Annotated in this window: 25 protein-coding genes; 9 read left to right on the plus strand and 16 right to left on the minus strand. The window is 71.2% G+C overall.

Translation table 11 applies throughout. From position 1 onward, the window contains the following. Nucleotides 1–85 precede the first annotated feature (85 nt). The gene (locus ACWC97_RS29890; protein ID WP_450652666.1) at nucleotides 86–1,615 is read left to right on the plus strand and encodes an LCP family protein; all 1,530 of its coding nucleotides are present in this window, start codon (nucleotides 86–88) and stop codon (nucleotides 1,613–1,615) included. 16 nt (nucleotides 1,616–1,631) lie between these two features. Here the strand turns inward: ACWC97_RS29890 and ACWC97_RS29895 are convergent, their stop codons facing one another. Further along, nucleotides 1,632–2,180, minus strand: coding sequence for an acyl-CoA thioesterase (locus ACWC97_RS29895; protein ID WP_352277022.1), 549 nt, complete (start codon nucleotides 2,178–2,180; stop codon nucleotides 1,632–1,634). Between the two features lie 120 nt (nucleotides 2,181–2,300). On the opposite strand from ACWC97_RS29895, the gene ACWC97_RS29900 reads away from it, so the two are divergent. Both ACWC97_RS29900 and ACWC97_RS29905 read left to right on the plus strand, forming a co-directional pair. Beyond that, complete coding sequence (locus ACWC97_RS29900; RefSeq protein ID WP_450652668.1) at nucleotides 2,301–3,605, plus strand: LCP family protein; 1,305 nt, start codon at nucleotides 2,301–2,303, stop codon at nucleotides 3,603–3,605. A gap of 471 nt (nucleotides 3,606–4,076) precedes the next feature. Further along, nucleotides 4,077–4,439: an SH3 domain-containing protein gene (locus tag ACWC97_RS29905; RefSeq protein WP_352277019.1), complete on the plus strand. Its 363-nt coding sequence runs from the start codon at nucleotides 4,077–4,079 to the stop codon at nucleotides 4,437–4,439. 98 nt (nucleotides 4,440–4,537) lie between these two features. Here the strand turns inward: ACWC97_RS29905 and ACWC97_RS29910 are convergent, their stop codons facing one another. Then, complete coding sequence (locus tag ACWC97_RS29910) at nucleotides 4,538–5,548, minus strand: DUF5954 family protein (protein WP_450652671.1); 1,011 nt, start codon at nucleotides 5,546–5,548, stop codon at nucleotides 4,538–4,540. Between the two features lie 131 nt (nucleotides 5,549–5,679). On the opposite strand from ACWC97_RS29910, the gene ACWC97_RS29915 reads away from it, so the two are divergent. Continuing rightward, a complete protein-coding gene (locus ACWC97_RS29915) occupies nucleotides 5,680–6,447 on the plus strand; it encodes an SMI1/KNR4 family protein (RefSeq protein ID WP_450652673.1) in 768 nt (255 codons plus the stop codon). A gap of 55 nt (nucleotides 6,448–6,502) precedes the next feature. Here the strand turns inward: ACWC97_RS29915 and ACWC97_RS29920 are convergent, their stop codons facing one another. The 4 genes from ACWC97_RS29920 to ACWC97_RS29935 form a co-directional block, all read right to left on the minus strand. Continuing rightward, the gene (locus ACWC97_RS29920) at nucleotides 6,503–7,081 is read right to left on the minus strand and encodes a GNAT family N-acetyltransferase (protein WP_450652674.1); all 579 of its coding nucleotides are present in this window, start codon (nucleotides 7,079–7,081) and stop codon (nucleotides 6,503–6,505) included. 223 nt (nucleotides 7,082–7,304) lie between these two features. After that, the gene (locus ACWC97_RS29925) at nucleotides 7,305–8,153 is read right to left on the minus strand and encodes a helix-turn-helix domain-containing protein (protein ID WP_450652676.1); all 849 of its coding nucleotides are present in this window, start codon (nucleotides 8,151–8,153) and stop codon (nucleotides 7,305–7,307) included. A gap of 13 nt (nucleotides 8,154–8,166) precedes the next feature. Beyond that, complete coding sequence (locus ACWC97_RS29930; protein WP_450652678.1) at nucleotides 8,167–8,682, minus strand: DUF6879 family protein; 516 nt, start codon at nucleotides 8,680–8,682, stop codon at nucleotides 8,167–8,169. Next, nucleotides 8,654–8,878 carry a hypothetical protein gene (locus ACWC97_RS29935; protein WP_450652680.1) on the minus strand — a complete coding sequence of 75 codons (225 nt, stop codon included), beginning with the start codon at nucleotides 8,876–8,878 and terminating at the stop codon, nucleotides 8,654–8,656. The genes ACWC97_RS29930 and ACWC97_RS29935 overlap by 29 nt, the downstream gene beginning before the upstream one ends. 348 nt (nucleotides 8,879–9,226) lie before the next feature. On the opposite strand from ACWC97_RS29935, the gene ACWC97_RS29940 reads away from it, so the two are divergent. Next, on the plus strand, nucleotides 9,227–9,436 hold the full coding sequence (locus ACWC97_RS29940; protein WP_450652739.1) for a DUF7848 domain-containing protein: 210 nt from the start codon (nucleotides 9,227–9,229) through the stop codon (nucleotides 9,434–9,436). Nucleotides 9,437–9,768: 332 nt separating this feature from the next. Here ACWC97_RS29940 and ACWC97_RS29945 read toward each other — a convergent pair whose 3' ends face one another. Continuing rightward, nucleotides 9,769–10,926 carry an acyl-CoA dehydrogenase gene (locus tag ACWC97_RS29945; RefSeq protein ID WP_352277086.1) on the minus strand — a complete coding sequence of 386 codons (1,158 nt, stop codon included), beginning with the start codon at nucleotides 10,924–10,926 and terminating at the stop codon, nucleotides 9,769–9,771. A 206-nt stretch (nucleotides 10,927–11,132) separates the two neighbouring features. On the opposite strand from ACWC97_RS29945, the gene ACWC97_RS29950 reads away from it, so the two are divergent. Then, entirely contained in the window at nucleotides 11,133–12,476 is a 1,344-nt protein-coding gene (locus ACWC97_RS29950) for a UDP-glucose dehydrogenase family protein (protein WP_352277084.1), read from the plus strand. A 23-nt stretch (nucleotides 12,477–12,499) separates the two neighbouring features. On the opposite strand, the gene ACWC97_RS29955 is transcribed toward ACWC97_RS29950, so the two are convergent. Then, a complete protein-coding gene (locus tag ACWC97_RS29955) occupies nucleotides 12,500–13,009 on the minus strand; it encodes a CGNR zinc finger domain-containing protein (RefSeq protein WP_450652682.1) in 510 nt (169 codons plus the stop codon). 109 nt (nucleotides 13,010–13,118) lie between these two features. On the opposite strand from ACWC97_RS29955, the gene ACWC97_RS29960 reads away from it, so the two are divergent. After that, a complete protein-coding gene (locus tag ACWC97_RS29960) occupies nucleotides 13,119–13,481 on the plus strand; it encodes a VOC family protein (protein ID WP_352277008.1) in 363 nt (120 codons plus the stop codon). 40 nt (nucleotides 13,482–13,521) lie between these two features. Here ACWC97_RS29960 and ACWC97_RS29965 read toward each other — a convergent pair whose 3' ends face one another. The 3 genes from ACWC97_RS29965 to ACWC97_RS29975 are packed head-to-tail and all read right to left on the minus strand — an operon-like array spanning nucleotide 13,522 to nucleotide 16,392. Further along, complete coding sequence (locus ACWC97_RS29965) at nucleotides 13,522–14,709, minus strand: dipeptidase (RefSeq protein ID WP_352277007.1); 1,188 nt, start codon at nucleotides 14,707–14,709, stop codon at nucleotides 13,522–13,524. Nucleotides 14,710–14,731: 22 nt separating this feature from the next. Beyond that, entirely contained in the window at nucleotides 14,732–15,256 is a 525-nt protein-coding gene (purE, locus tag ACWC97_RS29970; protein ID WP_450652685.1) for a 5-(carboxyamino)imidazole ribonucleotide mutase, read from the minus strand. Then, nucleotides 15,253–16,392 (minus strand): 5-(carboxyamino)imidazole ribonucleotide synthase, encoded by a 1,140-nt coding sequence (locus tag ACWC97_RS29975; protein ID WP_450652687.1) that lies wholly within the window; start codon nucleotides 16,390–16,392, stop codon nucleotides 15,253–15,255. The genes purE and ACWC97_RS29975 overlap by 4 nt, the downstream gene beginning before the upstream one ends. A 356-nt stretch (nucleotides 16,393–16,748) precedes the next feature. On the opposite strand from ACWC97_RS29975, the gene ACWC97_RS29980 reads away from it, so the two are divergent. After that, a complete protein-coding gene (locus ACWC97_RS29980) occupies nucleotides 16,749–17,237 on the plus strand; it encodes a GtrA family protein (protein ID WP_352277003.1) in 489 nt (162 codons plus the stop codon). An 18-nt stretch (nucleotides 17,238–17,255) separates the two neighbouring features. Here the strand turns inward: ACWC97_RS29980 and ACWC97_RS29985 are convergent, their stop codons facing one another. Both ACWC97_RS29985 and ACWC97_RS29990 read right to left on the minus strand, forming a co-directional pair. Beyond that, on the minus strand, nucleotides 17,256–18,521 hold the full coding sequence (locus ACWC97_RS29985) for an ATP-binding protein (protein WP_352277001.1): 1,266 nt from the start codon (nucleotides 18,519–18,521) through the stop codon (nucleotides 17,256–17,258). A 63-nt stretch (nucleotides 18,522–18,584) separates the two neighbouring features. Next, nucleotides 18,585–19,262 carry a response regulator transcription factor gene (locus ACWC97_RS29990; RefSeq protein ID WP_352277000.1) on the minus strand — a complete coding sequence of 226 codons (678 nt, stop codon included), beginning with the start codon at nucleotides 19,260–19,262 and terminating at the stop codon, nucleotides 18,585–18,587. Between the two features lie 496 nt (nucleotides 19,263–19,758). On the opposite strand from ACWC97_RS29990, the gene ACWC97_RS29995 reads away from it, so the two are divergent. Next, on the plus strand, nucleotides 19,759–21,249 hold the full coding sequence (locus ACWC97_RS29995; RefSeq protein ID WP_352276999.1) for a peptide MFS transporter: 1,491 nt from the start codon (nucleotides 19,759–19,761) through the stop codon (nucleotides 21,247–21,249). A gap of 112 nt (nucleotides 21,250–21,361) precedes the next feature. Here ACWC97_RS29995 and ACWC97_RS30000 read toward each other — a convergent pair whose 3' ends face one another. From ACWC97_RS30000 to ACWC97_RS30010, 3 genes are read right to left on the minus strand one after another with little or no spacing between them, the layout of a single operon-like run. Then, complete coding sequence (locus ACWC97_RS30000) at nucleotides 21,362–22,711, minus strand: hypothetical protein (RefSeq protein WP_352277082.1); 1,350 nt, start codon at nucleotides 22,709–22,711, stop codon at nucleotides 21,362–21,364. A gap of 44 nt (nucleotides 22,712–22,755) precedes the next feature. Beyond that, nucleotides 22,756–23,955, minus strand: coding sequence for a hypothetical protein (locus tag ACWC97_RS30005; protein WP_450652689.1), 1,200 nt, complete (start codon nucleotides 23,953–23,955; stop codon nucleotides 22,756–22,758). After that, nucleotides 23,952–24,911: a COG1470 family protein gene (locus tag ACWC97_RS30010; RefSeq protein ID WP_450652691.1), complete on the minus strand. Its 960-nt coding sequence runs from the start codon at nucleotides 24,909–24,911 to the stop codon at nucleotides 23,952–23,954. Before ACWC97_RS30010 ends, ACWC97_RS30005 begins: the two co-directional genes overlap by 4 nt. Nucleotides 24,912–24,945: the final 34 nt, after the last annotated feature.

Genomic DNA, 24,945 nt, shown 5'->3' on the forward strand with positions numbered 1-24,945 from the left:
TTCCCGGGGAGACGCCCGCCCCGCGCCGGGATCCGGCCGCCGCGTTGGCGCGAACGGGGGACACCGGCGCGTCCCGCTGAGCGATATGGCGGATAAAAGATCATATTGGCCTACCGTACGGACGGTCCCTCTCCCTCGCACCCTGGAGGTACCCGTGCCCGTACCGCACCGCTCCCTGGGCCCGTCGAGCTCCCGCGGGGTCCCGCCGCGTCTGCGGTCCAGAAGACAGGACGAGCGGCCGCGCTGGGGCGCGCGGCTGGTGACCGGGCTCTCGGTGCTGGTCCTCGGGGCCGGCGGGGTCGGCCACGCGGTGGTGTCCGGCCTGGACACCGGGATCGACCGGGTCGACCCGTTCAAGGACATGAAGAACCGGCCGAGCGCGGGCGTCGGCACCAATCTGCTGCTCGTCGGCACCGACGGCCGCGACCGGATCACCCCGCAGGAGAAGCGGAGGTACCGGCTGGGCGGCGCGCCCTGCCACTGCACCGACACGGTCATGCTGGTCCATCTGTCGGCCGACAAGAAGCGCGCCAGCGTCGTCTCACTGCCCCGGGACAGCTACGCCGAGGTCCCCGCGCACCGGGCCCCGGACACCGGCGCACCGCACCCCGCCCGCCCGATGAAGCTGAACGCGGCCTACGCCGAGGGCGGCCCGAACCTGACCCTGCGGACCGTCGAGAACATGACGGGCATCAAGATCGACCACTATCTGGAGGTCGACTTCACCAGCTTCATGCGGACGGTCGACACCCTGGGCGGGGTACGGATCTGCACGCCCCGGCCGCTGAAGGACGCGTACACCGGCCTGGACCTGGCCGCGGGCCCGCACGACCTGAACGGCGGGCAGGCCCTCCAGTACGTACGCTCCCGGCACATCGACGGCGCCGCCGACCTGGGCCGGATGCAGCGCCAGCAGAAGTTCCTCGCCGCACTGATCGAGCGGGCGACCGGGAGCGGGGTGCTGCTGAACCCGGTGAGGCTCCGGGACGTCGTCTCCACGGTGCTGGGCTCGGTCCGGGCCGACGAGGGGTTCGGGGCGGAGCAGATGCTGGAGCTGGGCCGGGCGATGCAGGGCTTCTCCCCCTCGTCGTCGGAGTTCACCTCCGTACCGGTGGGGAACCCCTCGCACCCGGTGAAGGGCATCGGCTCGACGGTCACCTGGGACCCGGCGAAGTCCAGGAAGCTCTTCCGGGCGCTGCGCGAGGACGAGCCCCTCGCCCCCGCCCGCCCCGCCGGACCGCGGGCGCTGCCCGTCGACGTGGACCCGAAACTGATCCGGATCCAGGTCTACAACGGGACGCCGAGGGACGGCCTCGGGCAGAAGGCCGACGACGCGCTGCGCGCCACCGGCTTCGACACCACCCGCGCCCCGCTGAACGGGGACGCGCACGACCTGGAACAGACCCTGGTCACGTACGACCCGCGCTGGGACCGGTCCGCGAAGTCGCTGGCGGTGGCGCTGCCGGGGGCGCGGCTGCACCCGGTGAAGGGGCAGGGGCCGACGATCCGGGTGACGGCCGGGAGGGACTTCGGCGAGGTGCGACGGGTGCGGGCCGAGGACCCGGAGAGCGGCCCGTACGGCGCCGTCTCGGGCGACCAGGTGGTCTGCCCGTGACGGAACGGCCGAGGTCTCAGTCCTCGATCCCGTCCGCGGCGCGCTTCTCCCGCAGCTCCTTGATCGCGCGGCGGCGGGCCAGCCGGTGGGTGCGCCGGATCTGCGCCTCCTGGTAGCGCCGCCGGTCGCGCTCCGTCTCGGGGATCACCTGCGGCACGGGGCGCGGCCTGCCGTCCGCGTCGACCGCGGCGAAGACCAGGTAGGCGCTGCCGACCTGCTGGGCCGGGGTGGATTCGTTCCAGCGCTCGGCCATGACCCGGACGCCGACCTCCATCGAGGAGCGGCCCGTCCAGTTCACCTGGGCGCGGACGTGGACCAGGTCGCCGACCCGGACCGGCTCCAGGAAGACCATCTCGTCCATGGAGGCCGTCACGGCGGGGCCGCCGGAGTGCCGTCCGGCCACGGCGCCCGCCGCGTCGTCGACCAGTTTCATGATCACGCCGCCGTGCACCGTGCCCAGCAGGTTGGTGTCGTTGCCGGTCATGATGTGGCTGAGGGTGGTCCGGGAGGCGGCGGTGGGCTTGCCCGGGATGTCGCCCTCCGGGCGCGGGGCCTGATCTGTCATACAGTCCACCTTATGCGGGGTGCTTCGGCCCGGGCGCAATGCATCAGCTTCGCAACAGCCCCGGTCCGATTTCCCGCTCCCCCTGTAAGAGGGACGCCTCGGGCCTGCACACTGTTCCGTATGAACGATTGGCCCGAGGGATGGTCCGACGACAACCGCGGCGGTAACCGCTACGGGCAGGGCAGCGCCGGCGAGCGGCCCGAGGGTGCCCGCGTGATGCGGCACGTTCAGCGCCCCGCCACCCCGCCCCAGCAGCGGCCGGCCCCGCCGCGCCCGGCCGGGCCGCCCCGGCAGCGCCGGGCGGAGCCGTCCCCGTACGGCGGCCCCGACGAGAACACCGGGTACGACAGCGGTTACAACACGGGCCAGGTCTACGGCGGTGGCGGCCGGGGCGGCGGCCACGGCGGCGGACCCGGCGGCGGTCACACCCCGCAGGGCCGTTCGGCGCCGGACTGGCGCCGCCGGATCAAGATAGGCGCGCTCTCCCTGGTGATCGTGGTCCTCGCGGTCTCCATAGGCACCTACTTCTGGGCCGATTCCAAGCTCAGGCGCGAGGTGGACCTCTCCAAGGTCATCGAGCGGCCGGAGAGCGGCAAGGGCACCAACTACCTGATCGTCGGTTCCGACAGCCGCGAGGGCATGACGTCCGACGACAAGAAGCGGCTGCACACCGGCTCCGCGGCGGGCAAGCGGACCGACTCGATGATGATCCTGCACGACGGGGCGAACGGGCCGACGCTCGTCTCGCTGCCGCGCGACTCGAACGTCGAGATCCCCTCGTTCAAGGGTTCCGAGTCCGGCAAGCTCTACCCGGCCCGCGGCCGCTTCACCAAGCTGAACGCCGCGTACGCCATGGACGGCCCCGAACTCCTCGTCCGCACGGTCGAGTTCAACACCGGGCTGCGCATCGACCACTACGTCGAGATCGGCTTCGGCGGCTTCGCCAAGATCGTGGACGCGATCGGCGGGGTGGAGCTGGACATCCCCAAGGCGTTCAAGGACAAGAAGTCCGGCGCCGACTTCCAGGCGGGCAAGCAGACGCTGAACGGCGAGCAGTCGCTGGCCTTCGTCCGCACCCGGTACGCCTTCGCCGAGGCCGACCTGGCCCGTACGAAGAACCAGCAGAAGTTCCTCGCGGCGCTGGCGAGCCAGACGGCGACGCCGTCCACGATCCTCAACCCGTTCAAGCTGTACCCGACGATGGGTGCCGGGCTGGACACCCTGATCGTGGACAAGGACATGTCGCTCTGGTCCCTGGGCCAGATGTTCTTCGCCATGAAGGGCGTCACGGGCGGCGACGGAAAGTCGATGAACATGCCGGTCGCGGGCTTCAGCAACGGGAACGTGGACTGGGACAAGGCCAAGGTCAAGCAGCTGGTGGACCAGCTCAGGAACGACGAGACGGTCACCGTCTCCGGCCGCTGACGACGACCGGGCGAGGGCCTGCCTCCAGAGTGCGGGGCCGAGAGTCCGGGAATGTGCCAAACGCCGTACTGCAGGCAGCAGTTCGAAGGCAGGACGAAGGGCCGGGTGACTCCTGGAAACCCAGGAGCCACCCGGCCCTTGCACGTGCCCACTCCCCTTGGCACATGCCGGACACCCTCTCTGAAACCACCACCTTCCAGCCATCCGGTTTCGGGCCTGGCCGCCCATACAGGCACCGGCATTTGGCTGAAATGCATGCGATTCAAGTCAATGATTCACCAAGCGTTCACCAAGTCGTGCAGCACGCAACCTTGAGCATAGAAAAGTTGTGCGAATTCACGTCGCGTTCGACGCCCGAAAACCAGGTGTCCGATACGCGCCTGCCAAGAGGCTGTGGGTCGCACATAGTTTCTGCCTGTACCTGGAAGCGCACCCCTCCGGCAGGTCGGGTGCACGACGAACAGGAAGAACGTGAAGAGAACGAAGCTCTGGACCTCGCTGGCCCTTCCGTTCCTGGTCGCCTCGGCGGCCATCGTCTCCGCCCCGGCCGCGGGCGCGGCCACCACCGGCGCAAGCGCGTGCACGCACCCGGCGTGGTCCAACAAGGACGCCGGCTACGGATACGTGTCCGGCAGTTCCGCGCCGCTGCGCACCGGCCCGAGCGCCGACTGCCCCACCACCGCCACCGTCTACTCCGCCAAGCTCTACTACCACTGCTACGTGGTGAACTCCGCGGGCAACACCTGGACCCACGCGCGCATCGACGGCACGCAGATCAACGGCTGGATCTACGACGGCAACCTGACCAACTCCGGGGCTCTCAAGGCCTGCTGACCCGGGCCGCCGACCCTGTACCGATCCGAGGCGCCGTTCCCCTTCCTGGGGAGCGGCGCCTCCGCCTTCACGCCGACCCCGGTCCGGACCCGCGTCGCCTACGACTCGGGGGTGATGTTGCCCCACTCATCCATCACGGGGTGCATCCGCATGGGGTCGTGGATCTCGACGTCCGACTTCCGCGGGCCCTCCGGACCGGCGGGGCCGATCCGCATCATCCGTTCGACCCGAATGATCTCGAAGCGCCGCCCGCGCACCTCCAGCTCGTTGGGGCGCCGACGCTTGCTGAACGCCTCGGCGGCCCGGGCGTAGATGGCCGCCTCGTCCTCGTCGATCTGCTTGAACATCGGCAGGAACTTCGTCAGGTGGTAGACCAGCGAGCGCCGCGCGTCCTGCGGGGTGGGGTGCTGGGACGACACCAACGACCAGGCGTGTTCCTTGCGCTCCATCACCCGGAAGGCGACCGGCAGCAGCACCAGCCCGGGGTGGGTCCGCAGCGCACGCCGCGAGTCCGCCAGCACATCGGCCGGGAAGCGCTGGGAGGTGTACGCGAGCGGGACGAGGCCCATCCGGTCGAGCCCCTCGGTCAGCCCCACCGCCGCCGCGTGGTCGATGACGAAGCCCTTGGTGGTCGAGGGTGTATCAAGTTCGAGGTCCCAGCCGTCCGAGTCGACGTCGGTGGCCCGGGGCGGCTCCATGCCGCTCTCACCGATCCGGGCGAACTCGTCGGCGCGCACGATCCGGTAGCGGGTGTCGCCCACGGTCAGGTCGTTGACCCGCTCGGTCTCCAGCCGGCGGACCGCGTCGAGCAGGGCACGCCGCTCACGGGGATCGTCCGTCTCGTCCCTGGCCTTGAACCAGAGGTAGCTGTTCAACTCGTCACGGACGTCCTGCGGATAGCCGGACTCCATGTCGGTGATCAGCCTCCACCGCGGCCGCTCGCCCCGGCGCTGCTCGGCGACGCCGAAGAGCGGGCCCCGGATGACGACGTTCGAGTACGTCCGGGACGAGGCGAACGCGTCCGCCTCGGTGACCATGGACACCGGGTCCTCCCGGCGCTGCACGTTGATGACGAGGTGATCCGACAGTGCCTGATGGTGATTGTTCATGCACCCAGTGTGCCGATCACGTGACCGGGAGGGATGGGGATTCCGCGAAAGTGCCCCGGAGCGCGGGGAGTCGGGGCAGAGTGTGCTGCCGCTGGCGGGCCCTGTCAGTGGCGCTCCCTATAGTCACGCCCATGACGCAGGAACAACCGCCCCCGCTCCCGGGGTCCACCGCGGCCTCGGCACCCGCTCCGGACTCCGGTGCCGATCTCGCCCTGGACCTGGAGGCGTTGACCGCCGCGGTCGGCGTGCGGCCCGACCGGCGGGCGGCGTGGCGCTTCGTCCGCGCCTTCGCCCGCGACTGGAGCCCCCGCCCGCTCACCGCGGCCGACGGCCGCGCCTCCGCCGAGCTCGACGCGGCCGCGGAGCGGCTGGGCCTGCCCCTGCCCGCCGCCCTGCGCGAGGCCCACCACCTCCTGGGCCTGCGCCCCGACCTGACGAGCAATCAGGACACCCTGCTCGCCCCGGAGGACCTCTACCTGGACGAGGACCGGGGCGTGCTGGTCTTCCGCGTCGAGAACCAGTCCTGCGCCTACTGGGGCATACGGGTCACGGACCTCGGTCAGGAGGACCCGCCCGTCGTGTTCCGCCTCGACGTCCCCAGGCCCACCGCCGACGACTGGATCGCCTGGCTGGACCGGCTGAGCGTGGCGCTCGTCGAACTCGTCCTGTCCGAGGCGCTCTGCGCCGACGAGGACCTGATGGGCTGGCTGGACCCCGAGGACATCCCCGCGGCCTTCCGCCGCCTCCCGCTCCCGGAGTACCCGACCGCCCAGCGGCCGGGCTCACGCTGGTACGCGCACGACGGGGTCATCATCCGCGACGACCACGGAACCGCCCTCCTCCGGGCCCGCACCGAGGAGGATCTGGACCGCTTCGACGGGGAGTACGAAGGCATCTGACCGGACGTGGCAAAGGGCGGGGATGTTGTCACGTCCGGGGGGGTGCGGTACGGGCTCAGCGCACGGACACCGGCTCCTCCGGAGGCCGCCAGTCCCGCCGGATCAGCCCGTAGACCCATGAATCGGAGACCTCGCCGTTGACGACGCAGTCCTCCCGCAGCGTCCCTTCGCGGACGAACCCGAGCTTCTCCAGCACCCGTTCGGACGCCGCGTTGCGGGTGTCGGCCTCGGCCTGGACGCGGTTGAGGTCCAGCGTGTCGTACGCCCACCGCAGCAGGGAGCCGGCGGCCTCGGTCGCGTAGCCGTGGCCCCACGCCGCTTCGCCGTAGCAGTAGCCGAGCGACGCGCTGCGGTAGTCCGGATTCCACCCGACCAGGCCGCACCAGCCGAGGAACGCCCCGTCGGAGACACGGTCCACGGCGAGCCGCACCCCGGTGCCCTCCCGCACCATCCGCCGACAGGTCTCGACGAACCTCCCGGCGCGCTCGCGTTCGCTCCACGGCGGCGAGTCCCAGTACCGCAGCACACGGGCGCTGCTGTGCAGTGCGAAGAGCCCGTCCCCGTCCGCGTCCTCGAAGGCGCGCAGCCGAAGGCGGGCGGTGCGCAACGAAGGGGCGGGCAGTGGCGTCGTCATGTTCCCTCCCCGAACGGTGACCGGCCCATCAGCCATCCGGCGCAGACTACCGACGCCCGCCCGCACGTCTCCCCCAATAGGGAGCGCCACCGCCGTTCGGCGGTGGCGTTCCTCGTGCGGTCCGAGTGGTCGGAGCGGCGCTGGACCTGGTTCGCCCCCTTCACGGGGTGCCTTCCCGGCATTTCCCCATGATCAGCCGTACGTGCGGGGCCGCCGTCGCCGGTCAGCTCAGGGATGCCACCGCGTCCGCGATGAGGGAGCGAGCCGCCGCTCCCCGTGCAGCCTGCTGCGAGAGGCGTTCAAAGGCTCGGGCGTACAGCTCAACCTGGCTGGGCTGCGTGAGTGTGGAGGCGGCATCGAGGGTATCGGCGTGAACCCTCTTGTCGTCGAAGATCGTGAAGGTCGGCATGGGCCACACGGCCCGTTGCCCGGAAAGCGGAATGATGCCCACGGCAACGTTCTGAAGCTCCATGACCCCAAGCAGGTGGCCGAGCTGCGCCGCCATGGTTTCAGCGGTGCACAGCCGGTGTCGCAACACCGGCTCCTCCAGCACGAAGGAGAACCGGCGCCCGCCCTCGCTCAGCACCTCGTTTCGCCGTATCCGGGCTGCAACAGCCTCGCTCACGTCGTCCGGTGTCCCTCGGAAATCCGCGATGGAGGACAGCAGCGCGGACGCGTAGCCCGGGGTCTGAAGGAAGCCGGGGATCACGTCGGATACATAGACGCGGAAAGTCTTGGCTTGTCGGTACAGGTCGCCGGTGCTCTCTTGCAAGCGCCGGAGGCCAGTCCGCTGAAGCCGCTTCCACTCCACATATGCTTCAGCGGACTGCCTGTTGGCCGCGATCAGATCAGGGGCCTGGTCCTCAGCGGCGCAGGCCCCGCACCACGCTCGGATATCGGCATCGGAGGGAGGCGTCTTGGAGTTCTCGATCCGGGACGACTTCGACTCGGACCAACCGCACCGGACGGCCAGCTCCCGCCCGCTGATCCCTGCGTCTCTCCGTATCTCGCGCAGACGGCCGGCCAGGACTTCGCGAGCCTTCTGAACGCGTGAAGGGGGGTGCGGAGGCATGGTGCTGGCTTTCTCAGATCTTGTACTGGTGGTGCGGGATCGCTTGCTCCCAGACCGCTTCGAACGCAGCGGAACACAGCTTCACTGCCTCCGGGTCGGCCGTGACCTCGTCTTCCACCACCACGCCTTCACCCGAGAAGTGGTGCACACGGAGGAGAGCGTCATCGAACAACCAGAAGTCGTTCCCCGGCAGAGAAATGGCCGTTGTCCGTCGCCGGGGCAGCCAGCGGACCTGCTCCCCTGCCACGACATTGGCATGTGTGACGTAGTGCTCCCAGCGGATGTACTCCGACACCGGTTCAGACACCACCCGTGCCCTTCGGATCACCACGCCCCTGGCCACGGTGTCCTCGATCAACCGGTCATAGGGATCCCACCAGGACTCGCGGTCCTCCCAGCTGATCCGCTCTCCACGCTTCCACGCCTCGAACCTTTCCGTCGGGGCGTACGAGTCGCGCAACTCCAGGTGCAGGGCGGATCGCTCGCACTGGCCAAGCAGCTCAGCGAAGCTGGGCACGCTCGACGGCATCACACGCCTCCCTGATCATCGGAATCATCCGGGCCGGAATCCTGACGATGGCTTCGCTGTCAGGCACCGAGCCGTTCGCAGGGCTGCTCGCCTCGCACTCCGTCCGAGTCTCGGTGCTCGGCTGCCAAGACCAATTGTGGTGCAAGCCCATGCAAGTTAGTGGAGCCCGACACCCATCACTTCCTACCGTCGACACATCGAATCGGAGTCAATCGGGAGGGTGCGGCGCGATGGGCGAGGCCAAGGCGCAGAACACGGAAGCCACTGCCCATCTGCGCAGCAGCGGGGCTCGACAGTTCCTCTCACCCCCCTCCCCGGCATGCGGTGTCGACAGCGTGTTCCTGGTGAGCGCGTCCGACCCGGGGCCGGAGGGGGCGGACCTCGGCCCCGGCTCGCCCCTTCGCCGGCCGAAGTGCGCATGCGGCAGCCCGAAGTGCCCGGACTACCAGGCCCCTCCTCCACACCCGGCGCGAGAGGAACTGAGCGCCAGGGTCGCGGAGGTCAACAGGCGGAGCCGTAGGGGTGGGCTGTGAGCGTCAGAACAGTGATGCGGTACGTGAAGCACCGGATCACCGAACACCCGGGCACGGATGTGACGTTCGAGGCCGAGTGCTTGGGCTGCAAGTGGAAGGCGGCGCCTTCCATCGAGTCGGCGTCCGTCGACGTGGAATGCATGAGCCATACCGGCCGGTCCGGGCACGCCGGATTCCGACGCATGCGGACATCGTTCGCCGTGGTCGTACGTGCTGAGTAGAGCCCCACTCCGGCGGTGGAAACGCTGAGCTCCCGCCCGTGCCGGGCGGCGGCGGTCAGCCATGACCGCGATGAGTCGAGCAGGAGGTGCAGTGACGCAGAACGGAACCGACCCGTACGCGCTCGACATCAGCGGCGCATCGTTCGTCCAGGCGTGCGGCGGCCACGGAGACCATACGAACGGCCCCCGGCGCGAAGCCCGGGGGCCGCTGTGTTTGTGCAGGTGAGAGGCGATTTCTCGCCCAGGATCAGGCCCGAACGGAACCGCACCGACCGGAAGCCGAGCCCCGCCCGCGAGCCATCAGAAACGGTCGCTGACCTGCGAAAACCTTGCTACGGCAGGTTGCGCGCCATGACGATGCGCTGGACCTGGTTCGTGCCCTCGTAGATCTGGGTGATCTTGGCGTCGCGCATCATGCGCTCCACCGGGTAGTCGCGGGTGTAGCCGTAGCCGCCGAGGAGCTGGACCGCGTCCGTGGTGACCTCCATCGCGACGTCGGAGGCGAAGCACTTGGCGGCGGCGCCGAAGAAGGTCAGGTCGCCGTCGACGCGCTCGGACTTGGCGGCGGCGGAGTAGGTGAGCTGGCGGGCCGCCTCCAGCTTCATGGCCATGTCGGCGAGCATGAACTGGACGCCCTGGAAGTCGGCGATCGGCTTGCCGAACTGCTTGCGCTCCTGGACGTAGCCCTTGGCGTAGTCGAGGGCGCCCTGGGCGATGCCGAGGGCCTGGGCCGCGATGGTGATGCGGGTGTGGTCCAGGGTCTTCATCGCGGTGGCGAAGCCGGTGCCCTCCTCGCCGATCATGCGGTCGGCGGGGATGCGGACGTTGTCGAAGTAGACCTCGCGGGTCGGCGAACCCTTGATGCCGAGCTTCTTCTCCGGCGCGCCGAAGGAGACGCCCTCGTCCGACTTCTCGACGACGAAGGCGGAGATGCCCTTGGAGCGCTTGGTCGGGTCGGTGACGGCCATGACCGTGTAGTACTCGGAGACGCCCGCGTTGGTGATCCAGCGCTTCACACCGTTGAGGACCCAGAAGTCGCCGTCGCGCACGGCCCGGGTCTTCATGCCGGCCGCGTCCGAACCCGCGTCGGGCTCGGAGAGACAGTACGAGAACATCGCGTCGCCCTTGGCGAGCGGGCCCAGGTACTTCTTCTTCAGGGCCTCCGAGCCGGAGAGGATCACCGGGAGGGAGCCGAGCTTGTTCACGGCCGGGATGAGGGAGGAGGAGGCGCAGGCGCGGGCCACCTCCTCGATGACGATGACCGTGGCGAGGGCGTCGGCGCCCGCGCCGCCGTACTCCTCCGGTACGTGGACCGCGTGCAGGTCCGCCGCGGTCAGGGCGTCGAGCGCCTCCTGCGGGAAGCGCGCCTCCTCGTCGACCGCTGCCGCATGCGGGGCGATCTTCGCCTCGGCAAGCGCACGCACCGTCTCCCGGAGCATCTCGTGCTCCTCGGCCGGACGGTACAGGTCGAAATCGGTCGAACCCGCCAAGACGCTCACTCCCCATACGCTAACTACCGTTAAGTAACTCAATTTTAGGGCGCCGTGCCCACGATGGCCTACGCAAAGGCCGCGTGAGCTTCACGACAGGGGTCCAGAAGGGCGGCGCGACCGCACGGGCGGCCGGAATCCGGGCCTTCGGAAGCAGGACTATGCTCGTTCACCGCATGTCTGTCCGCATCTTCCAGGAGCACTTCATGGCCCTCAGGATCACTGTGATCGGCACCGGCTACCTCGGCGCCACCCACGCCGCGGCCATGGCGGAGCTGGGGTTCGACGTGCTCGGCCTCGACGTCGTGCCCGAGAAGATCGAGACGCTGAGCGCCGGCCGGGGGCCGATGTACGAACCGGGCCTGGACGAGTTGCTGCGCAAGCACGTCGCGGGCATCGAGGGCTCCACCGGGCGGCTGCGGTTCACCACCTCCTGGGAGGAGGTGGCCGAGTTCGGCGATGTGCACTTCGTCTGCGTGAACACTCCGCAGCGGCACGGCGAGTACGCCTGCGACATGAGCTACGTCGACTCCGCGTTCGAGTCGCTGGCCCCGCACCTGACCCGGCCCGCCCTGGTCGTCGGGAAGTCGACCGTCCCGGTGGGCTCGGCGGCCCGGCTGGCCGACCGGCTGGCGGAGCTGGCCCCGGCGGGCGCCGACGCGGAGCTGGCCTGGAACCCGGAGTTCCTGCGCGAGGGCTTCGCCGTGCAGGACACCCTGCACCCGGACCGGATCGTCGTCGGCGTACGGAGCGAGCGGGCCGAGAAGCTGCTGCGCGAGGTGTACGCGACGCCGATCACCGAGGGCGCGCCGTTCGTGGTGACGGACTTCCCGACCTCCGAGCTGGTGAAGACGGCGGCCAACTCCTTCCTGGCCACGAAGATCTCGTTCATCAACGCCATGGCGGAGGTCTGCGAGGCCACCGACGGCGACGTGGTGAAGCTGGCCGAGGCGATCGGCCACGACGAGCGGATCGGCTCGAAGTTCCTGCGGGCCGGGATCGGCTTCGGCGGCGGCTGCCTGCCGAAGGACATCCGGGCGTTCATGGCGCGCGCCGGTGAGCTGGGCGTGGACCAGGCGCTGACCTTCCTCCGGGAGGTCGACTCGGTCAACATGCGGCGCCGCGGCCACATGGTGGAGCTGGCCCGGGAGGCCGTGGGCGGCGGCTCGTTCCTCGGCAAGCGGGTGGCCGTGCTCGGCGCGACGTTCAAGCCGGACTCGGACGACGTACGGGACTCGCCGGCGCTGAACGTGGCGGGGCAGATCCAGTTGCAGGGCGGCCAGGTCACCGTCTTCGACCCCAAGGGCATGGACAACGCCCGGCTCCTCTTCCCGACCCTGGGGTACGCGGAGACGGCGCTGGACGCGGTGCGCGGCGCCGATGTGGTGCTGCACCTGACGGAGTGGCGGGAGTTCCGCGAGCTGGACCCGGCGCAGCTCGGTGAGGCCGTGGCGCACCGGATCGTCCTGGACGGGCGGAACGCGCTGGACGGCGAGCGGTGGCGCGCGGCCGGCTGGACGTTCCGGGCCATGGGGCGCCCGACGGCCTGATCCGGCCGGCCGGCCCGTTTCGCTCAGCCGCGCTTCGCGCGGTAGGTGCGCATCTTGGCGCGGGCGCCGCACACCGCCATCGAGCACCAGCGGCGGCGCCCCGCCGGGCTGCGGTCGTAGTACGCCCACCGGCAGTCGTCGGCCTCGCACGCCTTGAGCCGGGCCCAGGTGCCGTCGGCCGCCGCGGCGGCGATGGCCGAGGCGACCCGGGCGGTCAGCCCGGCCGGTTCGGTGACGGGGCGCAGCGCGGCGGCGCCGGCCGCGTCCACGGTGACCCGTAGCGGCGCCTCGGCGAGCAGCCGGTCCAGCGGGGAACCGGCGTCCTGCGGCGGGCGGTGGCCCGCGTGGGCCAGGCAGGCGGTACGGAGCGCCTCGCGCAGGGCGCGGGCGTCCGGGACCTCGGCCTCGGTGAGGCCGAAGGCGGCGCGGCCGTCCGCCGTGTCGAGCGTGTCCGCGCCCGTCTCGACGTCCAGGGTGTTGACCAGGGACTCGATCAGCGCGAGCGGGCCGGGCGCGGTGTCCTTCTCACTCATGTTCCTTCTCAATCATGTTGCGACGTTACCTCTGGTGCGGCAGCATGCAGTAACGGTTACCGGTTAAGCCGATGTAGCGGTAACCACGTTTCCGAGGGAGGGCTGTGTCATGGCTGTGGCCGCACTGGGTTCTGTTGTTCTGGACTGTCCGGATCCGATCGCGCTCGCCAGGTTCTACGCGGGGCTGCTGGGCGGGGAGATCGTGCCCGGCGGGGAGGACTGGGTGGAGCTGACCGGGGCCGGCTCCACGGTGATCGCCTTCCAGGCCGCGCCCGGTTTCGTACCGCCGGAGTGGCCGCGCCCGGACGCCTCGCAGCAGTCCCATCTGGACCTGACCGTGGCGGATCTGGACGCGGCGGAGAAGGAGGCGCTGGCGCTGGGTGCGACCGTGCTGGACGCGGCGGACCGGGAGCGGACGTTCCGGGTGTACGCGGACCCGGCGGGGCACCCGTTCTGCCTCTGTGCCGGGTAGGGGACGGGTTCGGGGCGCCCCGGTGGGGCGCCCCGTCCGTTCAGCGGTCGAGCTGCTCGATCGTGGCGTGCGAGGGGCCGCGGCGGGTGCGCAGGTCGCGGGCGACGTCCTCCGCGTCGCGCAGCACCCGTACGGCGTTGCGCCAGGTGAGCTTGGCCAGGTCGTCGGCGGACCAGCCGCGGCGGAGGAGTTCCGCGATCAGGTTCGGGTATCCGGCGACGTCCCCGAGGCCGTCGGGGAGGAAGGCGGTGCCGTCGTAGTCGCCGCCGATGCCGATGTGGTCGATGCCCGCGACCTCGCGCATGTGGTCGAGGTGGTCGGCGATGGTCGCCACGGTGGCCACCGGGCGCGGGTGGGCCGCCTCGAAGGCGGCGTGGATCTCCATGGCCCGTGCGGTGGTGTCGAGGTGGTGCAGCCCGTGGGCGCGGAGGTTCTCGTCGGCGGCCAGCGTCCAGGCGACGGCCGCCGGCAGGACGAACTTCGGGACGAAGGTGGCCATGGCGATGCCCCCGTTGCCGGGGAGCCGGCCGAGGACGTCGTCGGGGATGTTGCGCGGGTGGTCGCAGACGGCGCGCGAGGAGGAGTGCGAGAAGATCACCGGCGCGACGGAGGTGTCCAGCGCGTCGCGCATCGTGGAGGCCGCCACGTGGGAGAGGTCGACCAGCATGCCGGTGCGGTTCATCTCGCGGACGACCTCGTGGCCGAAGGGCGAGAGGCCGCCGACGCCCGGTTCGTCGGTCGCCGAGTCCGCCCACGCGATGTTGTCGTTGTGGGTGAGCGTCATGTAGCGGACGCCCAGCGCGTGCAGGCCGCGCAGGGTGCCCAGCGAGTTGTTGATGGAGTGGCCGCCCTCGGCGCCCATCAGGGAGGCGATGCGGCCCTCGGCGCGGGCCGCCTCCATGTCGTCGGCGGTCAGCGCGCGCCGCAGGTCGGCGGGGTACCGGGCGAGCAGCTCGGTGACGACGTCGATCTGTTCCAGGGTGGCGCTGACGGCCTCGTCGCCCGCCATGTCGGTCCGTACGTAGACCGACCAGAACTGGGCGCCGACGCCGCCGGCGCGCAGCCGGGGGATGTCGGTGTGCAGGTGGGCGGACTGGTCGTCGGCGATGTCGCGGGCGTCGAGGTCGTAGCCGACCTGTTCGCGCAGCGCCCACGGCAGGTCGTTGTGCCCGTCGACGACGGGGTACTCGGCGAGGAGTTCCCTCGCCCGCTCCACGTGCTGCTCCACCGGTTCTCCCCCTCGCTCGCGTCTACTTGCCGAAGGCGTCGGCGCCCTTGACCTTGTTGCGCAGGCGCTTGCCCTTCTCCGTCGCCTGGTCGTTCAGCTCCTGCTGGAACTCCCGCATCCGGGCCAGCAGCTCGCCGTCGTGGGCGGCGAGGATGCGGGCGGCGAGCAGGCCCGCGTTGCGCGCGCCGCCGACCGAGACGGTGGCGACCGGGACCCCGGCGGGCATCTGCACGATGGAGAGCAGGCTGTCCATGCCGTCCAGGTACTTCAGCGGGACCGGCACGCCGATGACCGGCAGCGGGGTGACGGAGGCGAGCATGCCCGGCAGGTGGGCGGCGCCGCCCGCGCCCGCGATGATCGCCTTGAGGCCGCGGTCCGCCGCGTGCTCGCCGTACGCGATCATCTCGTGCGGCATGCGGTGGGCGGAGACGACGTCGACCTCGTAGCGGATCTCGAACTCGTCGAGGGCCTTGGCCGCCGCTTCCATGACGGGCCAGTCGGAGTCCGAGCCCATGACGATGCCGACGAGCGGCGCGGGGGAGGTCATTCGGTGATCGTTCCTCGCAGGTAGTCGGCCGCGTGCCGGGCGCGCTCCCGCACGTCCGCCAGGTCGTCGCCGTAGGTGTTGACGTGTCCGACCTTGCGGCCGGGCTTCACGTCCTTTCCGTACATGTGGATCTTGAGCCGCGGGTCGCGGGCCATGCAGTGCAGGTAGCCCTGGTACATGTCCGGGTAGTCGCCGCCGAGGACGTTGCACATGACCGTCCAGGGGGCGCGCGGGCGGGGGTCGCCCAGCGGCAGGTCGAGCACGGCGCGGACGTGGTTGGCGAACTGCGAGGTGACCGCGCCGTCCTGGGTCCAGTGGCCGGAGTTGTGCGGGCGCATGGCCAGCTCGTTGACGAGGATGCGGCCGTCACGGGTCTCGAAGAGCTCCACCGCGAGGTGACCGACGACGCCCAGCTCGGCGGCGATCCGCAGGGCCAGCCGCTGGGCCTCGCCGGCCAGGGTCTCGTCCAGCTCGGGGGCGGGGGCGATGACCGTGTCGCAGACACCGTCGACCTGGATGGACTCGACGACCGGGTAGGCGACGGCCTGGCCGTGCGGCGAGCGGACGATGTTGGCCGCCAGCTCCCGTACGAAGTCGACCTTCTCCTCCGCGAGGACCGCGACGCCGGCCCGGAAGGGCTCGGCCGCGTCGGCCTCGGAGCGGACCACCCAGACGCCCTTGCCGTCGTAGCCGCCGCGGACCGTCTTGAGGATCACGGGGAAGCCGCCGGCCTCCTCGGCGAAGGCGGCCACGTCGGCCGGGTCCTCCACGATGCGGTGGCGGGGGCAGGGCGCGCCGATCTCGGTGAGCTTCGCGCGCATCACCCCCTTGTCCTGGGCGTGCACCAGCGCGTCGGGGCCGGGGCGTACGGGGATGCCGTCCGCCTCCAGGGCCCGCAGGTGCTCGGTGGGCACGTGCTCGTGATCGAAGGTGATCACGTCGCAGCCGCGCGCGAAGGCGCGCAGCGTGTCCAGGTCGCGATAGTCGCCCACGACGACTTCGCTCACCACCTGGGCCGCCGAGTCCTGGGGGGTGTCACTGAGGAGCTTGAACTTGATGCCGAGGGGGATGCCCGCCTCGTGGGTCATACGGGCGAGCTGACCGCCGCCGACCATGCCGACTACCGGAAACGTCACTCCTCCAGGGTATCCGCCGCCTCCGCGGGCTCCGGACGACACCCTCCGTCCCCCTTCCGGACAGGCTCCAGGGCGTGTTTCGGAAGTAGCGTCGTCTGCCCGGAGGGCAGGCCCGGGGGTGTCCGGTGCGTGCGATCGCAAGGCGGAGGGTCGCCCCGATACTGGTTGTATCGGGGTGATCCCGACAACGCGGCGAGCAATGGGGTCTCCCCTGCTCGAGCGGAGCCGAGAGCTCGGGGAAGGGCCGGGCGCCCCCGGGCAGACGGGACTTTCGAAACACGCCCTAGCATGACCGGGTTGACGGAGTCGACGCATGTACACGGCGGGCACACACGACGGACGGGCGAGCGATCACCATGGGCGAGCGGGGCGGACTGCGGGCGCGGCTGGAGCTACTGGCCCGGGAGGTCGCCAAGTTCGGCGTGGTCGGAGGGGTCGGCCTGGTGGTCAACATCGTGGTGTCCAACCTGCTCTGGCGCTACACCCCGATCCCGACGGTGCGGGCCGGCCTGCTGGCCACCTTCGTCGCGATCCTCGGCAACTACATCGGCTTCCGCCACTGGACCTACCGGGACCGCGACAAGAGCGGCCGGACCCGGGAGCTGACGCTGTTCCTGCTGTTCAGCGCGGTGGGGGCGGTCATCGAGACCGGTGTGCTGTACGTGGCGACGTACGGCTTCGGGTGGGACACCCCGGTCCAGAGCAACGTCTTCAAGGTCCTCGGGATCGGGGTGGCGACCCTGTTCCGTTTCTGGTCCTACCGGACGTGGGTCTTCAAGGCTCTGCCCGTCCCCGTGGAGGCTCCCGCCGAGGAGTCCGCGGCGGCGCCCGCCGCGCGCCGGTAGGTCCGGGGCGCCGGGGGCTCAGCGCACCGGGCGGTCCGGCTCCTGCCGGTTCAGGGCGGTCCGGCTGAGGAAGAGGGCGAAGACCGCGGGTTTCGGCTGGAGCAGTTCGAGGCGGCCGCCGTCCGCCTCGGCGAGGTCCCGGGCCACGGCGAGGCCGATTCCGGTGGAGTTGCGGCCGCTGATCGTCCGCTCGAAGATCCGGGCGCCCAGGTCGGCGGGGACGCCGGGGCCCTCGTCGGTGACCTCGATGACCGCCTGGTTGCCGGTGACCCGGGTGCGCAGGGCGACCGTGCCGCCGCCGTGCATGAGGGAGTTCTCGATCAGCGCGGCCAGCACCTGGGCGACGGCGCCCGGGGTGCCGACGGCCTGGAGTCCCTGCTTGCCGGAGCGGACGATGGCGCGGCCCGCGCTGCGGTAGGCCGGGCGCCACTCCTCGATCTGCTGCTTGACGACCTCGTCGAGGTCGAAGACGACGGCGGAGCCGGTACGGGGGTCGCGGGCGTTGGTGAGCAGCCGCTCGACGACGTCGGTGAGCCGCTCGACCTGGGTGAGGGCGATGTTCGCCTCTTCCTTGACCGTCTCCGGGTCGTCGGTGACGGAGATCTCCTCGATCCGCATGGAGAGCGCGGTGAGCGGGGTGCGGAGCTGGTGCGAGGCGTCGGCGGCGAGGCGGCGCTCGGCGGTCAGCATCCGGGCGATCCGCTCGGCGGAGGCGTCCAGGACGTCGGCGACCCGGTCCAGCTCCGGCACCCCGTACCGCTTGTGGCGCGGGCGGGGGTCGCCCGAGCCGAGCCGCTCGGCGGTCTCGGCCAGGTCGGTCAGCGGCGAGGTGAGCCGGTTGGCCTGGCGTACGGCCAGGAGGACGGCGGAGACGATGGCCAGCAGCGCCACCGCGCCGATGATCAGCAGCGTGCGGCCGACCTCACGGGTGACCGCCGAGCTGGACTCCTCGACGGTGACCTTCTCGCCGCGCTCCCCCTCGGCCGTGCTGCTGATCACGTTGCCGGACGGCTGCTTGCCGAGCTCGATGGGGGCCCGGCCGGGGATCTCGACCAGGGCGTAGCGCTTGTGGTCGATCTGCTGGGAGAGGAGTGCCGAGGTGACCTTCTCGTCCTCCAGGATCCGGCTCTCGACGACGCTGATCAGCCGCAGCGCCTCGGAGTCGACGCTCTCCTGGGCGCTGTTGCTGATGGTGCGGGTCTCGACGATGACGAGGGAGACGCCGAAGACGCCGATCACCACGAGCACCACGGCGAGCGTGGAGTTGATCAGTCTGCGGCGCATGGTGCTGGGTGCTTCCGTCCTCGACGTTGCCGTCCTCGGTGTTCGCCCCTGGGGCGGCGGGCGTCAGCTCTTCTCGAAGCGGAAGCCGACGCCGCGCACGGTCGCGATGTAGCGGGGGTTGGCGGCGTCGTCGCCGAGCTTCTTGCGGAGCCAGGAGATGTGCATGTCGAGCGTCTTGGTCGACGACCACCAGGTGGTGTCCCAGACCTCGCGCATGAGCTGGTCGCGGGTGACGACCCGGCCGGCGTCGCGGACCAGGACCCGCAGCAGGTCGAACTCCTTGGCGGTGAGCTGGAGTTCCTCCTCGCCCATCCAGGCGCGGTGCGACTCGACGTCGATCCGGACGCCGTGCGTGGCGGGCTGCGGCGCGGGCTCGGCGGCGCCGCGGCGGAGCAGGGCCCGGACGCGGGCGAGCAGCTCGGCGAGGCGGAAGGGCTTGGTGACGTAGTCGTCGGCGCCGGCGTCGAGACCGACGACGGTGTCGACCTCGTCGGCCCGGGCGGTCAGTACCAGGATCGGTACGGCGTGTCCCTCGGCGCGGAGCCTGCGGGCCACTTCCAGTCCGTCCATCCCGGGGAGCCCCAGGTCGAGCACGACCAGGTCGATCCCGCCCTGGAGGCCGGCGTCGAGCGCGGTCGGGCCGTCCTCGCGGACCTCGACCTCGTATCCCTCCCGGCGGAGGGCGCGGGCCAGTGGCTCCGAGATGGATGCGTCGTCCTCGGCGAGCAGTACACGGGTCATGGACTGATGGTAGTCCGCGCGGGGTCGCCGCCGGGAGGTGATCCAGAAGCCCTGCGGGTCTGCGCATCAGGCGGGTCGGCGCCTTCGAATGTGCGACCTCGGTTCCCTTTCCACCTGTGATCCATCTCTCAAGTCCTTTCAAATGGGGCTCTGTCGTGCCGTATGGTTGCTTGACGCCTGTTGCACGACTCAAGGACCCTTGGGCAGCTTTTAGCGCCGAGGGTCTCTTTTGTTGACCGGCTGGTACCCACCAGTCGCGACTTTCAGTGAATGACCTGTGGCCGGGCCCGGAACGCGAGGAAGCGTGCCGGGCGTGGATCCCGGCGCGGTCGGTCCTCGTCCCCTTCCGGGCGGCTCCCCCACGGTGCCGGACGGAAGAGGGACGGCTTCCCCTTCCGGGCGTGAGGGGCGGGACCGGCACGCGCCGGTGCCGGCCTCCCCCCACCGGGCGCACCACGCTCACCGGCGTCGCGTCCCGAGCACACAAGGATCGACCATGGCGTCCAGCCTGACGAAGGACCCGGCCAGTACCTCCGGTGCCGAGAAGACCTTCTTCGGCCACCCCCGCGGCCTGGCCACTCTCTTCATGACCGAGATGTGGGAGCGCTTCAGCTTCTACGGCATGAGGGCCCTGCTTCCGCTGTACCTGGTCTCCGGATCCGGCCTGCACATGAACGCGGCCACAGCCACCTCGATCTACTCCATCTACATGGCGATGGTGTACCTGCTCGCCATGCCCGGCGGCTGGTTCGGCGACCGGGTCTGGGGGCCGCGCAGGACGGTCACCGTCTCGGCGTCGATCATCATGCTGGGGCACCTGACCCTCGCGCTGCCCGGCACCGGCACGTTCTTCGCCGGTCTGGCGCTGGTCGCGCTCGGCTCGGGACTGCTGAAGGCCAACATCTCGACGATGGTCGGCCACCTCTACAAGGGCCCGGACGACCCGCGCCGCGACGGTGGCTTCACCGTCTTCTACATGGGCATCAACCTCGGTGCCTTCGCCGCGCCGCTGGTCATCGGCACCGTCGGCGAGAAGGTGAACTGGCACCTCGGCTTCGCCATAGCCGCGTTCGGGATGGCGCTGGGTCTGGCCCAGTTCCTGATCGGCACCCGGCACCTCAGCCCGCGCAGCAGCGTCGTACCGAAGCCGCTGTCGGACCAGGAGCGCCGCTCCACCCTGCGCAAGGGCCTGATCTGGCTGGCCGTCGCGGTCGTCTTCTACGGCGCGGTCGTCGCCGCCGACCTCTACACGCTGAACTGGGCGCTGGTCCCGATCACCGTCGCCGGTCTGGTGATCCCGGTCATGGTGCTGGCGCGGATCAAGCGCGACCGCGACCTGTCGAAGACCGAGCAGTCGAAGATGTCCGGCTACATCTGGTTCTTCGTCGCGGCCGCCGTGTTCTGGATGATCTACGACCAGGGCGGCTCCACGCTGTCGCTGTTCGGCGAGTCCTCCACCACCAACAGCGTGCTGGGGCTGGACTTCCCGACCTCCTGGTACCAGACGATCAACCCGGTCTTCATCATGGCGCTGGCCCCGGTCGTCGCCTGGATATGGCTGGCGCTGAACCGGCGCGGCAAGGAGCCGAGCACGGTCGTCAAGTTCGGCTCGGGCCTCTTCCTGGTCGGTGTCTCCTTCTTCGTCTTCATGCTGCCGCTGACGATGGCCTCGGACGGCGAGAAGGTCAGCCCGATGTGGCTGGTGTCGATCTACTTCCTGCAGACCGTCGGTGAGCTCTGCCTCTCCCCGGTCGGCCTCTCGGTCACCACGAAGATGGCCCCGGCGAAGTACGGCAGCCAGATGATGGGCGTCTGGTTCCTCGCGGTGACCGCGGGCGACTGCACCACCAGCCTGCTCTCGCTGGCCGGGGTGAACCTGGACAAGACCGGGATCGTGGCCTTCGAGGCGGGGCTCGCGGTGGTCGCCGCGTTCGCGATCTGGATGTACCGCAGGAAGGTCAGCGCCCTCATGGGCGACGTGCGCTGACCCGCGCCCCTCGCGTACGCGGGGCCCGCCGCACCGTCTCGGTTCCGACGGTGCGGCGGGCCCCGCGGTGTTTCCGGAGCACCTGGCCCACGCGGCTACGGGAGCCGGGCCGTCACCGGGTGGTGCGCAGCCTGCGCCACGGGGTGAAGGTGAAGACCGCGCCGCCGAGCAGGATCGCGGTGCCCGCGACCAGGCCGAGGGCGCGCAGGGTGCCGGTGTTCTCGGCCCCGGTGGCCGCCAGCCCGCCGCCGGAGGCCGTGCCGCCCGCCGCGGAACCGGCCGCGCCGGAGGAGCCCGTGGTGGCGGAGCCGGTGGCGCCGCCCTCCTGGGCCGCGGTGTCGAGCGTCAGCGACGTGGGCGCCGAGCCCTTCACCTTGCACGGGATGCTGAGCTTCTGGCCGCCCAGGTTCACGTCGATCGTGAGGGTGCCGGGGCTGAGGGTGGACTTGCCGGACGCGCCGGGCTTGTACGTACCGGTCATGTCGGCCAGGTCGACCGGCTTGCCCAGCTTCAGCGGTTCGGCGTTGGCGGGTCCGGTGACCTTCACCGAGCCCTTGTCGGCGCCGCCGAGGGCGACGTCCATGGACGGCTTGAGCGCGCCGGCGGGCAGGTCGGCCGGGCTGTCCATCACACCCTTGGCCGTCTTGACCGTGAGGGCGTAGCTCCCGCCGCTCTTCTTCGCGTTGATCGTCACCTTGGAGCCGATGTCGGCCGGTCCCGGGGAGGTGCAGGCGAAGTGGACCGCGACCTCCTTGCCCGGGAAGTCGGTCTGGCCACCGCCGCCGCCGGAGGTGGAGCCACCGGAATCACTGCCTCCAGCGGTGGTGCCTCCCGAGGTGGTGGAGCCGGACGTGGTGCCTCCCGACGCCGTCGTACCGCCGGACGTGGTGGAGCCGGAGGTCGTACCGCCCGCCGTGGTGGAGCCGGTCGTCGTACCGCCGGCCGTGGAGCCGCCGCCCTCGGTGACCTTGATGGTCGCGCCCGGCTGGACGGTCTCCTTCGGGGTGCACTTGGTGTCGGTGGAGATCGGCTTGGAGACGTTGATGTTGTACGCGTCCGGCGTCAGCGTGATCTCGCCGGCCTTCTCCAGCTTGAGCGTGCCCTTCATGTCGGACAGCACCATGTCGCTGTTCTTCGGGATCGGCGGGTTCTGCCGCTCCCCCTCCATCTGCAGGGTGCCGGTCGCCGCGCCGCCGACCTTCACGGTGCCGGTCGGTTTGACCGTGTCCTTCTGGAGGTCGATCATGCCGGGGTTCTTGGAAGCGCCCTGGACCGTCTTCCAGACCACCTCCACGGTGTCCCCGACCTTCGCCTCGGCGGGCGCGGTCAGCTGCACCTGGGTGGTGCCCTCCACGGGCGGCAGCCCCGAGATGGGCGGCGGAATGCACTCCGTGGCGTACGAGACGTCGGCGGCCTGGGCCGGACTCGCGACCAGCAGGATGCCCGCGCCGCCGAGCATCATCGCGACCCCGGCCGCGACGGTCCTGCGTTGCGTCCGTTGCGTCCTCACGAATGTCCCTTCGTCGTCGGTCTGTTCTCTGACGGTGCGGAATCGGGTGTGAACCACGGCAGCGCGGCCGTGGTGGTGACCGGGGAGCCGGTGGTCCCGTCGGGCCCGTCGGGTCCGGTGGGTCCGGTGGGTCCGGTGGGTCCGGTGGGTCCGGTGGGTCTGTCGGGGGTGCCTCGACGCCCGGTGCCCCGACCGGCGCGGCGTTTCGAGGCGGGTTTACGGGCGGGCTTCGGGGCGCGCCGCGCGGGGCGTGCGGAGCGGGGCCGTACCTTGTCGACGACCGCCATGCCGACCCGGAACACGGCGGCCGGCACCACCAGGCACAGCAGCACCCAGAAGAGCGTGACGCCCCAGGGCCGCCCGACCCCCCAGGGCTGCTCGGCCAGCACCTTTCCGCCGTACCGCAACGACACCTGGTAGTCGCCGTGCGCCCCCGCCGTCAGCTCGACCGGGAGTTCGACGTGGGCCTTGCCGCCGGGCCGGACGGTGCCGCGCCACTGCCGCTCCTCCCACTGCGGGGCGAAGACGCCGTGCGCGGTGCCGATCTCGAAGACCGGGTCCTCGACCGGCGAGGAGCCCAGGTTGCCCACGGTGAGGACCAGCCGCCGGGCCGGCGGGGCGCCGAACCAGGTGAGGACTCCGCCGTCGCCCGCCAGCCGGGGCGTGGCGAGCACCGCCAGCCGCCCGCCGGTGCCCTCCTTCGGCAGCGGGGCGATCGGATGCCCGGCGACGACGAACGCGGCGTCGGCGGTGGCGGACGCGCCGGTGACGGTCGCGACGTGCACCACGCACGGGCAGGGCACCGGTGGTTCGGCCACCGGGAGCTTCTTCCGGAAGACGCCCCGGCCGTCGGTGGTGACGGCCTGGCCCTCGGCGTTGGCGCAGGAGTTGGTGCCGCCGATCACGCCCCGGTCGGTCGTGGACCGGCCGCAGATCAGCATGATGAGCAGGGCCTTGGGACGCCAGCCACCGCCCTTCACGGTGATCGTGCCGCCCTTGCCCGCCTGCTGCGTGGAGAGGGAGACGGCGGGGGCGGCGTCGGCGGCGCCCGCCGTGCTCATGCCGCCCGCCACCGGGAGTACGGGCAGGGCGGCCAGCAGTACGGTCAGCAGGGCCATGAGCAGCGCGGGGCACGGGGCCGCGGCCCGGCGGTGGCCGCCGCCGCGGGGTGCTGCCGGTCCGGCCTGTCCAGTCACGATTCCGCTCCCGCCTTCGCCACGTGCCTGCTCCTGGAGTGCTCCCGGCCGACCGGCCGCAATTCCTCACCGGCTGGCGGCGATTGCTCGCCGTCCGGCCGCCGCCCTTCCCCGTCATCCGGCCGCCGACCGCGCGCCCGCCTCCGACGCAGGGCGTACGCGCCCGCTCCCGCGCCGGTCAGGGCCAGCAGCGCGCCGGCGGTGAGCGGCGCCCATGGGACGGAGACCGCGCGTACTGTCGCCTCGTCGTGCGCCCCGCCCGCCGCGCCGACCGCCAGCCGTACGGTCGCCGAGTCGAACGCGGGCCGCTCCCGCCACGGCTCGGTGAGCCGGACCCGCCCGCCGGGCCGTACCCGTACCGGAAGGTCCCGGGCCGGACGCCGGAGCAGCGGCCCGAACACCCCGTCGGCGCGGACGGCGAGCCTCGGGGCGAGGACCGCGTTGCCCCGGTTGACCAGCGTGTAGTGGATGAGCCGTCCGGACACGGCGACGTCCTCCACGGTGAGCGCGGCCAGCGTCGGCCCGGCGACCCGCAGCCGGACCCGTACGTCCGCCGAGCGGCCGCCGCCGCGCACCGCGATCGCACCCGGGCGGTCGCCGGGCGGAGCCGTCGTCGGCACCGTCACGGTGAACGGCACGTCGGCCCGGGTGCGGGCCGGGACGGTGACCTCGGCGGCGGCCGTCCGCAGCCGCCCCCCGAGCCCCGAACCGCTCAGCCGTACGGTGACCGGCGACCGGCCCGGGTTGGTGACGGAGAGCCGGTCGTGGAGCACCGCCCCGGGCGGGCCCTCCAGATAGACGTACGGTCGGCCGCCCGCGCCGGAGCCGGACACCCCGGGCCGCGCCGTCCACGCGTCGGCGGCCGACGCCCCGGTGGCCGGGGCGAGGACGAGCGCGAGGGCGCACAGCGCCACGGCGAGGACGAGTCGGGCGGCGTGACCTGGCGGCGACGGCATGGGCGGCTCCCTGGGCGTGTCCGGCGGATCGGTG

Source organism: Streptomyces sp. NPDC001108, assembly GCF_053598535.1.